The organism is Cupriavidus consociatus (genome assembly GCF_017814975.1).
GTDB classification, from domain to species: Bacteria; Pseudomonadota; Gammaproteobacteria; order Burkholderiales; family Burkholderiaceae; genus Cupriavidus; species Cupriavidus consociatus.
Genome location: NZ_JAGIQA010000048.1, coordinates 14,790 through 27,317 on the forward strand (window position 1 = coordinate 14,790; position 12,528 = coordinate 27,317).

At 59.9% G+C, this 12,528-nt stretch carries 8 protein-coding genes and 5 pseudogenes; 8 read left to right on the forward strand and 5 right to left on the reverse strand.

The window, feature by feature from the left end; all coding sequences use genetic code 11:
* Nucleotides 1-258 precede the first annotated feature (258 nt).
* A pseudogene (locus J8I82_RS35180) lies at nucleotides 259-2,700 on the reverse strand (heavy metal translocating P-type ATPase).
* Between the two features lie 309 nt (nucleotides 2,701-3,009).
* Between J8I82_RS35180 and J8I82_RS35185 the strand changes: the two are divergent.
* The 3 genes from J8I82_RS35185 (at nucleotide 3,010) to J8I82_RS35195 (ending at nucleotide 4,094) form a co-directional block, all read left to right on the forward strand.
* The gene (locus tag J8I82_RS35185; RefSeq protein ID WP_245180505.1) at nucleotides 3,010-3,252 is read left to right on the forward strand and encodes a hypothetical protein; all 243 of its coding nucleotides are present in this window, start codon (nucleotides 3,010-3,012) and stop codon (nucleotides 3,250-3,252) included.
* A gap of 101 nt (nucleotides 3,253-3,353) precedes the next feature.
* The gene (locus tag J8I82_RS35190; RefSeq protein ID WP_209764587.1) at nucleotides 3,354-3,710 is read left to right on the forward strand and encodes a copper-binding protein; all 357 of its coding nucleotides are present in this window, start codon (nucleotides 3,354-3,356) and stop codon (nucleotides 3,708-3,710) included.
* Nucleotides 3,711-3,836: 126 nt separating this feature from the next.
* Nucleotides 3,837-4,094 (forward strand): heavy-metal-associated domain-containing protein, encoded by a 258-nt coding sequence (locus J8I82_RS35195; protein WP_209764589.1) that lies wholly within the window; start codon nucleotides 3,837-3,839, stop codon nucleotides 4,092-4,094.
* 136 nt (nucleotides 4,095-4,230) lie between these two features.
* On the opposite strand, the gene J8I82_RS39775 is transcribed toward J8I82_RS35195, so the two are convergent.
* Entirely contained in the window at nucleotides 4,231-4,668 is a 438-nt protein-coding gene (locus J8I82_RS39775) for a heavy-metal-associated domain-containing protein (protein WP_209764606.1), read from the reverse strand.
* 116 nt (nucleotides 4,669-4,784) lie between these two features.
* Here J8I82_RS39775 and J8I82_RS35205 point away from each other — a divergent pair, with 116 nt between their 5' ends.
* Genes J8I82_RS35205 through J8I82_RS35215 form a run of 3 tightly spaced genes read left to right on the forward strand, consistent with a single transcriptional unit; the run spans nucleotide 4,785 to nucleotide 8,097 of the window.
* Nucleotides 4,785-5,249: a hypothetical protein gene (locus J8I82_RS35205; protein WP_209764608.1), complete on the forward strand. Its 465-nt coding sequence runs from the start codon at nucleotides 4,785-4,787 to the stop codon at nucleotides 5,247-5,249.
* A complete protein-coding gene (locus J8I82_RS35210) occupies nucleotides 5,242-6,678 on the forward strand; it encodes a TolC family protein (protein WP_209764611.1) in 1,437 nt (478 codons plus the stop codon). The genes J8I82_RS35205 and J8I82_RS35210 overlap by 8 nt, the downstream gene beginning before the upstream one ends.
* A gap of 33 nt (nucleotides 6,679-6,711) precedes the next feature.
* Nucleotides 6,712-8,097: a multicopper oxidase family protein gene (locus J8I82_RS35215; protein ID WP_209764613.1), complete on the forward strand. Its 1,386-nt coding sequence runs from the start codon at nucleotides 6,712-6,714 to the stop codon at nucleotides 8,095-8,097.
* Between the two features lie 264 nt (nucleotides 8,098-8,361).
* Here J8I82_RS35215 and J8I82_RS35220 read toward each other — a convergent pair.
* Both J8I82_RS35220 and J8I82_RS35225 read right to left on the reverse strand, forming a co-directional pair.
* Nucleotides 8,362-9,332: pseudogene (locus J8I82_RS35220) on the reverse strand (IS110 family RNA-guided transposase).
* Between the two features lie 97 nt (nucleotides 9,333-9,429).
* Nucleotides 9,430-10,145: pseudogene (locus J8I82_RS35225) on the reverse strand (IS4 family transposase); the annotation flags it as partial.
* A gap of 258 nt (nucleotides 10,146-10,403) precedes the next feature.
* Between J8I82_RS35225 and J8I82_RS35230 the strand changes: the two are divergent.
* Together J8I82_RS35230 and J8I82_RS35235 are read left to right on the forward strand one after the other, a co-directional pair.
* Nucleotides 10,404-11,978: a methyl-accepting chemotaxis protein gene (locus tag J8I82_RS35230; RefSeq protein ID WP_209764636.1), complete on the forward strand. Its 1,575-nt coding sequence runs from the start codon at nucleotides 10,404-10,406 to the stop codon at nucleotides 11,976-11,978.
* A 33-nt stretch (nucleotides 11,979-12,011) separates the two neighbouring features.
* Nucleotides 12,012-12,245: pseudogene (locus J8I82_RS35235) on the forward strand (transposase); the annotation flags it as partial.
* A 22-nt stretch (nucleotides 12,246-12,267) separates the two neighbouring features.
* Here J8I82_RS35235 and J8I82_RS35240 read toward each other — a convergent pair.
* Nucleotides 12,268-12,447: pseudogene (locus J8I82_RS35240) on the reverse strand (transposase); the annotation flags it as partial.
* Nucleotides 12,448-12,528 lie beyond the last annotated feature (81 nt).

Genomic DNA, 12,528 nt, shown 5'->3' on the forward strand with positions numbered 1-12,528 from the left:
CCAAGTCAACGAACTTCCCAAGTCACCCCCCTACGTTCCCTGCGGTCTGCTCCATCGTGGGCTCCTTTTTTATTGATCCATCGGCCTGATCATGACGGCCATGCGTGTCCCATCGGCCCTGTCGTAGGAGAACAAACGGCGGAACCGTGAGCCGTTGAGACGAATCTACTCGTGATCGAGTTGGGCCTGGGATGAGACAGTCTCGAGTACACATCCCTTTTCCACTTGGTGAGGACGCTACTTCTCCGATGTTCATAGTTAGGCTCCTTGAATCGGGTGGTCGACGCCGCTGGCTGCAGTTGCAGCACCACGCCAGCGACGCAACAGAAGTGCATTGGTCACGACGCTCACGCTGCTGATGGCCATGGCCGCCCCAGCAATGACCGGGCTAAGCATGCCCAGGGCCGCCAGAGGGATGCCCAGTACGTTGTAGGCGAACGCCCAGAACAGACCCTGCTTGATCTTTGCATAGGTGCGGCGGGAGACGTCGAACGAATCAGCGACCAGACGCGGGTCACCACGCATCAGGGTAATGCCTGCAGCTTCCATCGCGACATCGGTACCGGTCGACATGGACAGGCCAACGTCAGCGGCCACGAGAGAAGGTGCGTCGTTCAGACCATCACCCACCATCGCCACGACTTGCCCTTGATGGCGCAGATCTTGGACAATGGCAGCCTTGTCGCCGGGCAGCAATTCCGCGCGGACGTCGTCGATGCCCAATTCGCGAGCGACAGCATAAGCGCTACCCAAGTTGTCACCGGTCAGCATTACCGTCCGAATTCCAAGCTCGTGCAACCGTGCAACGGCAGCATAGGACTCTACTTTGATGGTGTCGCCGAAGGCCAGCAGTCCTAACACACGCGTTTGATTTCCCTCTTGCGCTAACAGCCACGAGATGGTTCGTCCTTCAGCTTCAAGATGCTGCGCCTTGTTCAACAACGCACTCGGGGTGGCGCCTTGCTCGTTCATCAAGCGCGTGCTGCCGAGCAGGATGTGCTGGCCGGCGACGACGGCTTGCACGCCACGGCCCGGTAGAGCCTGTGCGTCGTGTGCCGGCAGTACAGGCGTGCGTTGATCGCGGACCTTTTCCATCACCGCATGGGCCAGCGGATGGTCGCTGGTCTTCTGCAGGGCAGCGGCGAGTTGCAGAACTTCGTCTGAATTCCCCCCATCTGCGGCTTCGATCGCGACCAGCGACGGCTTGCCCGCAGTGAGTGTGCCAGTCTTGTCGAACGCTACGGTGGTGACCGAGTGCGCTACTTCCAGTGCCTCGGCATCCTTGATCAGAATGCCCTGGCGTGCAGCCACGCCGGTGCCGGCCATGATGGCCGTTGGCGTGGCCAGACCGAGTGCACACGGGCAAGCAATGACAAGGACCGCCACAGCCCTGATCAAAGCTTGCTCTACATTACCGCTGTACACAAACCAGCCGATGAAAGTCAGCAGGGCCAACCCGAGGACCACGGGAACGAAGACCGCGCTCACCCGATCGACGATACGCTGGATCGGCGCTTTGGCCGCCTGCGCCGACTCGACCATGCGAATGATTCGAGCAAGCGTGGTCTCGGCACCGATGGCCAGCGTGCGGACCTGTAGCAGACCTTCTTCGTTGACCGAGCCACCCGTCACCTTGTCGCTGACAGCCTTAGCCACTGGCAGGCTTTCGCCGGTGATGAGCGATTCGTTGACGTGACTGCGACCGTTGACAACTTCTCCATCCACCGGCACGCTCTCCCCAGGTCGGATGACGACAATGTCGCCCACCGCCACTTGTTCAACCGGTGTAGAGGCCTCAGTACCAGCTACCAAAAGCCGCGCCACGGTCGGCCGCAAGACGTTCAGCGATCAGATTGCGTCAGCAGTTTGCCGCTTGGCTCGGGATTCGAGCCATTTGCCGAGCAGCACCAGCGTAATAACTGCGGCAGAGGCTTCGAAATACAGATGCGGCATGCCGCGCCCGGCGTGCTTCCACAATAGATAGGCTGAGAGCCCGTACGCTGCGCTCGTACCCAGCGCGACCAGCAGATCCATGTTGCCCGTACCAGCCTTGATCGCTTTCCAGCCGGCGCGGTAGAAGCGCGCGCCAAGCCAGAATTGCACCGGCGTCGCCAACGCCAACTGCACCCAACCTCGAGGCATCCAGTTAATGCCGAACAATTGCAGCAGCATCGGTAGCAGAAGAGGGAGTGTCAGCAGTGTGCCGACGAGCACAGGCCACCATTGCGGAAGCCATTTTTCTGCCGGCGCCATGGATGTTGCTTCGACCGGCTTGGCAACATAGCCAGCCTTGTCGATGGCGGCTGCCAGCGTCGCGAACGACACACCGGCAAGCGCAGTGACAATGGCCTTTTCCGTGGCAAGGTTCACTGTCGCAGTCGAAACGCCAGGAACGGCTAGCAGGGCCTCCTCCACACGGCCCACGCATGAGGCGCAAGTCATGCCTTCGATCGCAACTTCGATCGGCTTAGCGCGAACGTCATAGCCGGCCTTGCGGACAGCATCAGCCAGGGCACTGGTATCGACTCCGGCAGACGCCTTGACAGTCGCTTCCTCGGTGGCAAGGTTCACTGAAGTACTTTCGACGCCAGGCAGCGCCTGCAGCGCCTTCTCGACACGCGAGACACAACTCGCGCACGTCATGCCTTCGATGGGGAGCTTGAACTCCAGTGGTGCGGTGGGTGCAAGGGGTATGTTCATGAGGGGCTCTATCCCGTTGGTTGTCCAATGAGGAAGTTGTCCAATGAGGAAGCAGCTTGGTCCTTGCCATCGTTGGAAGGTCAAGCGGATCGCGGTAGAAATTTTTTTTTCGGGCCAGATCCAAAAACCCCCTTGACCTTCCCACCGTGGAAAAGCCCAAAGTGGCTTCACTGACACCTCAAACCGAGGTCGAAAGATGGCCGTTGACCCTGGGCCCATGGTGATCGAAGCGGCACCAAGCGATTCGCCTCAATTCAACACTGTGTTGGGCAGGCTCACGGAGCCGCTCATCGAAAAGGAGAAGCAAAAATGCATGTGAACATGATCAAGAAGACGGTGCTTGTCGCCCTGGCTGCAGCGACCCTCAGCGGTGTGTCCGGCATGGCCACTGCCGGCGTGACCTCGCCGCGCGATTCATTCACGGAGGGTGCTCATGCTACGAGTGCGCGCGATGCCTTCATGGATAGCGCTCATGCCACGGGTGCGCGTGATCCGTTTGGCGATGGCAGCAACACAGCTAAATCGTTCGACAGCTTTACGGATGGCGCCTGATGCAAGGCATTGCGGTTCGCCCTGGTTCGAAGCACAGAGGACGCAGTTTGCTTTGCAGCCGTCCCGTGCTAACCCATTGCCCCTCACACAAGGAGTTCGTGATGAAGCTCAAAATCGTCTATGCCCTGACGCTTAGCGCCGTGCTGAGCGTGTCCTTCGTGGCCTGGTCAGGCGTCGCCACTGCCCAGACCGCAGATGTGCCCGCAGGGCAAGACACCGCTGCGTCTGCCAGTTTTGACCTCGTCGACGGCGAGATTCGCAAGGTCGACAAGGAAGCCGGCAAGCTCACGATCAAGCACGGTCCGATCAAGAGCCTCGATATGCCCAGCATGACCATGGTGTATCCGGTGCGCGACGCGGCCATGCTCGACCAGGTGCAAACCGGTGACAAGGTGCGTTTTCGCGCTGACAACCACGCGGGCAAGTTCGTTGTCACCGAAATCCAATCGGTCCGCTGACGAGCGTCCGATAACAAAGTCCAGGGCGTGCTGCATACCTTAACTCGCCACGCATCCCTTGACACTCCAGCGATGGGAAGGCTGACAGTTTCAGCGTCTCGTCACCAAACCATTAGGAAAAGTCTCATGATTACCTTTAAAGTGAAAGGCATCACCTGCGGCCACTGCATCAGCACCATTTCCAAGGCATTGAAGTCCGTAGACAACCAAGCTGCGTTCACCGTCGACCAAGCGAGGCAATGGGTCATGATCGAATCGACCTCCGCCGATCCGGAGGTGCTTCAGGATGCCATAGCGAATGCGGGCTACACGCCGGTGCGGGTAGAGCAAGGCATGGTCAAAGCCGCTGCTCAGGCGAAGTCGTGCTGCGCAAGCAGGCACTGAATTTCTCCGCTTCCGGCGCTGTGCGCTTGCCGGTGGGGGAGGGCGGGAGACCGCGCTCGCCCGAATCACGATGCGCTGGATTGGGGCCTGCGCCGATTCGAGCATGCTGATGATTCGAGCAAGCGTGGTCTCGGCATCAATGATCAGCGTGTGGGTCCGTAGTTGGCCGTCTTCGTTGACCGAGATGCCGGCGCCTTTGTCGCTGGTCGGATTGCCGACATAGTCGGCCCCTGTCGATGGCGGCCGCTAGCATTGCAAAGTCACACCTGCAGGCCCCGTGACAGCGGCATCTTCCTTCGCTAGGTTTCACTACCGCGGCCGATACCCATCTGGGGCGGCCAGCAGCGCGTTTTCCATGCGTCCAACGCACGAGGCGAAAGTCATGCCTGCGATCGCACCCTCGATCTGCTGGGGCGCGAATGTCGTAGCCGCCTTTGCACACAGCGTCGGCATCGACGCCAGCGGACGCCCTGACAGTGGCTTCCTCGGTCGGAAGGTTCACTGCAATGCGCTCGACGCCGAGCCGTTTCTGCAGCGCTTTCTCTACGCGCGAGCCACAGCTTGCGCACGTCACGCCTTTGATCGAGAGCTTGAACTCCAGCAGTGCGGTTGGCGCAAGGGGGCGCCCATGGGGATCTCTGTCAAGTTGGTTGTCCCATATGGAAGCGGCCTAGCCCTTTCCACCGTTGGATGGTCAAGCGGATCGCGGTGGGAATTTTCTATCGAGCCAGACCCAAAAAAACTATTGACATTCCCACGGTGGAAAGGCCGAAAGTGGTTCCACTGATAGCTCACATCGAGTCCAACAGAATGACGCTCGCAATATCTCCGAACCTTAGATTGCGTTTGAGTGCTGGCGGGATGATGGCCCTGCTGCTGGCCGCCGGGGGTGCCCATTCAGAACCCGAGCACACGTCGCCCAAGCCTGTGTCCGAGTTGGCGTATTCGTCGGCTTTCGCTGCCTACAAGGGTTATGCAGACCAGCCAGTCACGTCCTGGCGAGAAGCCAATGATATCGTAGGCCGCATCGGCGGCTGGCGCACCTATGCAAAGGAGGCCGTCCAGGAGACGTCGCCCGCAGCGATTGGCTCTGCGCCGGCGCCGGCAAGTCAGGGCGATGGTCGCAGCGCCCACAAGGAGGCTGGCCATGAATAGCGAACGTACCGCTTTCCGCGGCCTCTTCCTACCGCTGGCCCTGACGGTGATCGCGCTCTCGGGATGTGCTGGCGCCAGCCTGGAGCAAAGCCTATCGCGCACTAACGAAGAGGCCGCAAGCTTCACCGGCGGTCAGTTGGCGCTGGCCAAGACGCAGGAGGACGAAAATGCGCGAAAGAAGGCCGCGACTGAGTTGCTCGCCCGACCGCTCGGACAGGAAGCAGCCGTGCAGTTGGCCCTTGCCAATAGCCCCGCCCTGCAGGCGTTGCTGGCGCAGCACGCAGCAGACACCGCGCGTGCGGCAAAAGCGGGGCGCCTGCCCAACCCCATTTTTAGCTTACAGCGTTTGCGCGTCGGAGACGTTCTTGAGCTGGACCGCATGATCTCCATTGGCCTGCTGGATCTGCTGACGCTGCCGCTGCGCCAGCAAGTGGCTGGACAACAGATCGAACAGGAACGGTTGCGGCTGACGTCCGACGTGGTTGACCAGGTCAGCCGCGTGCGTCAAGCCTGGGTACGCGCCGTGGCTGCGCAGCAAAGCCTGAAGTACGCTGGGCAGGTCTACGAAAGCGCCGAGGCCAGCGCCGAACTCTCCCGCCGTATGCAGGCGGTGGGCAACTTCAGCAAGCTCCAGCGGGCGCGCCAACAGGCCTTCTACGCGGACGCCGGAACCCAGCTCGCGGTCGCGCACTATGCGGCCACGGCCGCACGCGAGGAACTTGTGCGTCAGTTAGGATTGACCGAGGGGCAAGCGCAGGAACTGAAGCTGCCCGAACGTCTCCCCGACCTGCCCAGGGAGCCGTTACAACCAGCCGAAGTTGGCCAGACGGCCAGCCGTGGCCGCCTGGATGTACGGCTGGCCCAAGCACAGTTTGACACCGCAGCTCGAGACCGGGGTCTGGTTCGCGTGACCAGCATCACCGACATTGAGCTTGGCGGAATCCGCAATACGATCTCAAACGGCGCCGACGGAAGCAAGGCCACCGAGCGCGACTATGAGTTTGCGCTGCGCCTGCCGCTGTTCGACTGGGGCGATCTGCAGCGGGACGCCGCGAACGGTCAGGTCCTTGCGTCAGCCCAGCGTTTGGATGCCACGCTGCGCGCGGCAGGTTCCAGTCTGCGCCAAAGTTATGCGGCCTACCGCACGACCTACGACATCGCGAGACACCAACGTGACGAGGTTGTGCCGCTGCGCAAAACGATCTCGGACGAAAATCTCCTGCGCTACAACGGCATGCTGATTGGCGTATTCGATCTGCTTGCAGACGCACGCGAGCAGGTGAACGCAGTGATGGCCGAAATCTCAGCCGAGCAACAGTTCTGGCTGGCAGACGCGGCTCTGCGGGCGGAGTTGATCGGCCGACCCATGGCCAGTCCGGTGACGCCGACGAGCAGCGCAACGGCCGGAAGCGCCGATACCTCGCACTGAATCCGGTCATCAATTTCCCGCAGAGACTCCACAATGAATTCGAGACGACAATTTCTCACGATGGCTGGTGGTGCCATCGCTGCCGCAAGCGTCAGCCGGGTGGCAATGGCCGCACTCCCCGAGCCTATGAGCCAGACCTCGACCGACACCATGCCGCCACTCATACCGAATACGGGCCGGCCCTACAATCCCGTCGTCACGCTCAATGGCTGGACTTGCCCCTGGCGCATGAAAAATGGCGTCAAGGAGTTCCACCTTGTCGCCGAGCCGGTGGAGCGCGAGATGGCGCCCGGCTTCAAGGCGCATCTTTGGGGCTACAACGGCCAATCGCCAGGACCGACCATCGAAGTGGTGGAGGGAGACCGCGTGCGCATCTTCGTCACCAATCGATTGCCCGAGCAGACCAGTCTCCATTGGCACGGCCAGCGCCTCCCTAACGGCATGGACGGGGTGAGTGGCGTTACGCAGAAGGCCATCCTGCCGGGTAAGACTTTTGTCTACGAATTCACAGCACGCCGTCCGGGCACCTTCATGTACCACCCGCATGGCGACGAGATGGTGCAGATGGCGATGGGCATGATGGGCTTCTGGGTCACGCATCCCAAGACCGCGCATCCGCTGATCGACGAGGTGCAGCGCGACTTCTGCTTCCTGCTTAGTTCCTACGACATTGAGCCGGGGGCCTACACACCCAAGGTCACGACCATGCTGGATTTCAACCTCTGGGCTTGGAACAGTCGTGTGTTCCCCGGCATTGACTCGCTGAACGTGCGCTTGGGCGACAAGGTGCGCATCCGCGTCGGCAACCTGACCATGACCAACCACCCCATCCATCTGCACGGCCACGAGTTCATGGTAACAGGCACGGACGGCGGTCCGACCCCGAAGAGCGCACGCTGGCCCGAGGTTACGACCGACATCGCCGTTGGGCAGATGCGCCAGGTTGAATTCATCGCTGATGCAGAAGGCGATTGGGCATTCCACTGCCACAAGGCCCACCACACCATGAACGCAATGGGCCATGAGGTGCCGACCATGATTGGTGTGGACCATCGGGAGGTGGCTGGCAAGATCAACCGTCTGATTCCCGACTACATGGTGATGGGCGAGCGGGGCATGACCGACATGACTGAGATGGAGATGCCGATTCCCGACAACACTGCGCCGATGATGACTGGCCAAGGCCCGTTCGGCTCGATCGAGATGGGCGGGATGTTTAGTGTGCTCAAAGTACGGCGCGACCAGAAGCCCGGCAATTACAAGGATCCCGGCTGGTACAAGCATCCGCCGGGCACGGTGGCCTACGAGTTCCAGGGCACGTTGGATGAGCCACCGCGCTCGTCATTCACCGGCATGCCGCGCGCGCAGCAGTCAGTCAAGCAAGTCGAGGTGCACGTGCGCACGCCCAGCGGCTACTGACTACCTAGACAAAATGTATTGACCTGCCGCACCTCAAGCGACGTGGATTAGGCTTGAGGTGCGGCAGGTCAATACATTTTGTCTAGTCCTTTGTCGATGGTGGCTGCCTCACCGAGGAGGTGCGACGCCAATCGTTGGCTGGGTCGCATTGCAGGCGATCCGCTTTCGGGTACTCATCGGGTGACAGCGGCACGGCATCCCAGTCAAATTCATGGCTTGAGCACCAGTGTGTAATTGGGGCTTGCCAGCCGACGTCGTCACGCGCTATGTGAAGCAGCGGGTCACATTAAACGGTTTGTGCTCCTGGTTTGTGCTCCTTCAGGATGTGGAAACACGCGCGGGCCAGTTTGTGGGCCAGCGCCTTGCGTGCAAGTACCGGATTGGATCTAACCTTCTTGCGGTCGGCCTGGTCGCAATAGCGCAACGCGAAGTTTGCCGCCTCGATGAACGCCCAGGAAGGGTTACCGTTCTTAGTGTTGCCTTTGCCGTTCTTCTTGCCATTGCTCGTGTACTGGCTGTCCACACAGCGCGCATACGAGGCGAAGTTGCCGGCACTGCCGAAACGCTCAATGGTTCCGGTTTCCAGCAGAATGACAGTAGCAAGAGTCTGGCCGATACCGGGCACTGTTGCAAGCAGTGACTGGTCCGGGTGCCGTTTGACCTTTTCCTGAAGACGCTTTTCCACGATCTCGATCTGCGCGCTGAGTCGTTGCGATGACCGCGACGTTTGCTCGAAGCGCAAGGGCGACATCCTCGGGAAAGCCCATCTGGTTGATCGCTGCTTCGCCTAATTGCTTCAGTCGTGCGGTAATGTTATCAACAGCGAGGATGTGGCGGGTGCGGCTGCGTACGAGTTGCATGCGCTTGCGGGCTAGGTCGCGCACGTTGCGCGCTTCTGGTGGCAAGATCGTCCCGGTTGGCAGGATTCCCAATCGCAGCAGGTGCGCCAGGTAACGCGCGTCCGTTTCGTCGCCACAGTGCTTGAGTTCCTCGATCGCAGCGGTGTGCGCCAGGTGGACCGTGAAGCCATGGGTTTGCAGCGCGTCAACGAGCCAGTACCAGTTGTACTTCGATTCGACGACGACGCCGGCGAGTTCCGCCTGCCATGGCGTGAGGACCGCCAGTACCTTCGCCAACTCGTTGGGCAAACGCTTCTCCGCGATTACCCCGTCCGCCTCGTCCGTCACGCTGATCACGCTATTGCTCGAATGTAGGTCAATGCCGCAATATTTCATTCTGGGCCTCCCCGTTCGGTTAAGGTAGTTGGGCAGCTCACTTTAACCCCGCTGCCCTTCAGGGCAGCGGCCGGAGGCCCGCTAGATGATTTTCAAGTCACTCGTCCAGTTCTCGCGCGTACTTCAGGCCGGCGGAGAAATCCACCACTCGCTGCAGGCCTTGCCAGATGGTCTTGACTCCGGCTTCGCCGTCGCCTTTGCGCGCCGGGAATCCGCCGAGCATGGCGACCAGGCGCACGAGCTCATTCAGTCGCGGTGACGTCTAAGGCGGCTTCCTTTTGTTGAGAATGAATGCTGCGCGCCGTTCATCCCGCACGAACAGCAGCCATGCATCCAGGTCCGGGCAAGTAATACCCAGTCGCATCAATCGAGCGATGCGCTAGGCCATCACCATGAACAATGCCAGCGCGCGTTCGAGAGGCTCCATCGAGGCCAGTTGCGGCGCCTCGACCCGGCAGCCGTTCTTCAGCAGGTGAAAAAACAGTTCCGCCTCCCAGCGCGCACGGTACCAGTGAATAAGCTGCACGGCTGCATCAAGGTCGTCCACCTCGCGATTACTCAGCAGCCGCCATTCAATCGGCTTGACGCCTGCCGGCGGGTCGACCTCCCGGGCGACGATGCAAGTGGCACTCACCACGCCGCCTGCAGCGTTAAGCAACGCGACCTGCGCCCACACCTGCCGCCGTACGCGCGCGCTGGCTGAGCCTGACGGGCTGCCAACGTAATGTGAATCCTGCCGACTTGCTCACCCGCAGTCACGTGGTCCCACAGCTTGCCGCCGTCAGACAAGGTGCGATTGTGCTGGGAGCGCAGTTAGCGACATAGACGAGTCGCGTGGCAGGCATTGCGGCCGCGCACTACGTATGGATTCTTAATCTGCAATGAAAAACATTTTCTATCGAACAGTAAAGTTTTAATTTTTGTGACTCCCCTCTGTGGAGGGGTATTTTTATGAGTGACGGGGCCGTTTAAACAATATTGAAGCTGATAGGTATCGCGAAAAATATTCACGAAAGAATACCTATCCTCGTGAAAATGATCGAGAATTTAAAAATATAAAGTTTATTCCATATGAAAACACTGAAAAATCTCAAAATTGGCGTTCGTCTTTCTGCAGCGTTTGGTCTCTTGATCGTGTTGTTAGTCGGGATCTCGGTGTTCGCTGCATTGGAACTTCGCTCGGCAAGCCAGCGCACCGAGGAATTGGTCAGTGAAACCTATCTCAAGGCGGAGCTTGCGCATAAAATCAAGGATTATGCGAACTTCGCCGCGCGCCAGTTGCGTAATGCGGCGCTGGCCGCCGATGCGGATGAAGCTGAGCACTATTTGCAGGGAATCGCACAAATTGGCGTCCCTTACGCTTCCGTGTTGAAAAAGCTCGACGCGCTCGTCCGCGGCGGGGAGGGGCGGCGGATTTTCGACGAGATGAGAATAGCCCAGCTCCGTTACCGGAATGTGCGCGACAAGGTAGTTGACCTGATCAAGCAGGGCCAGAAGGACCCGGCGCGCGATCTCATGTTTGGTGAACTGCGCAAGGAGCAGCAAGCGTATTTTGATGCGCTCGACAAACTTGTGAAATTTCAAGCCGATCTAATGGCGCAAAGCGGCAACAACACGGCGTCTGCCGTGCACAATGCCATGATAACGATTGCGATGATCGCGCTTTCCGCAACCGTTTTGGCCCTCTTGAGCGGCTGGATGATCACGCGCTCGGTAGCGGTGCCGGCGCGGACAGCGGTCGAATCGGCCAGTCGCATCGCGAACGGCGACTTGACCACGCACATCGAAGCAAGCACGAAGGATGAGATGGGGCAGTTGATGCGCGCGCTGCAAGCAATGAATGCCAGCCTCGGACGGATCGTCGGTGGCGTACGGACGAGTGTGGAGGGCATCGGTTCAGCAGTAAGTCATATAGCCTCGGAGAATGCGGCGCTTGCCAGCCGCACCGAACAGCAAGCCGCCATGCTTGAACAGACTGCGGCGAGTATGACCCAACTGACTGAAGCGGTGAAACAGAACACCGACAATGCACATCAAGCCAAAGCGCTGGCGGCGAACGCAAGCGATATTGCTGATACGGGCTACTCGGTAGTACAGGAAATGCTCGGGACGATGGGGCACGTCAATGAGAGCGCGAGCAAGATCTCGGAGATCACGAGTCTCATCGAAGGCATCGCATTCCAGACCAACATCCTTGCACTTAACGCCGCGGTCGAGGCCGCGCGCGCTGGCGAGCAGGGACGCGGGTTCGCCGTGGTGGCGAGCGAAGTGCGTTCGCTCGCGCAGCGCGCGTCGGCGGCTGCCAAGGAGATCAAGGAAACCATCGAGGTGTCGGTTGGCATGATCGAGGATACCTCACGCAGGGCCGGCGAGGTTGGTGCGACTGTCGCCCAGATCAAGCAGGCAGTGCGCAAGGTGCTGGACATCATCACCGAAATTTCGATTGCGTCCGAACAGCAGGCGGATGGCATCGAACAAGTCCACTCCGCCGTCAGTCAGCTTGACCATGTGACCCAGCAGAACGCGGCCCTCGTTGAGGAATCGGCGGCGTCCTCCCACTCGCTTGAAGAGCGGGCGGTCGAGTTGCGCACCGTTATCTCGATATTCAAAGTGGAGTCCAACTTGCCTGCACTGAGTGCCGCGTGAGTTTCATGTGCGGTAGGCCTGTCAGCGTATCCGGAGCAGACCCACTACAACTTGCTGTTTCGCTGGTTCATTGGCCTAGCGATGGATGATGCTGTCTGGGTGCCCACCGTCTTCAGCAAGAACCGCGAACGGCTGCTCAAGCATGATGCGGTGTTCGCGTTCTTCAACGAGGTGCTGTCCATCGCGCAGAAGAAGGACTGGCTGTCAGGCGAGTACTTCAGCGTCGACGGCACGCTGATTCAGGCGTGGGCCGGCCACAAGAGCTTTTAATCATGACATCACCACAAGTTGCCTGAACCCAGCACGCGGCGCTGATCGAAGGCCGGTGTTGAGCGCTTTTGAGCTTGTTGCGGGCGACGGTATGCAACTCATTGAGGTTGTCGGGGCAAAAGTTCGCAATCGCATGATGCTTGAGCCATGCCCAGAGGTACTCAACTGGGTTGAGCTCGGGGCAGTACGGTGGCAGGAAGGTCGGCGCCCTCAAATCTGAAGTGCAACACCTTGCCATCCGGTAAGGTGTGGTGAATGACAAGAACGAAGTACCAACAAC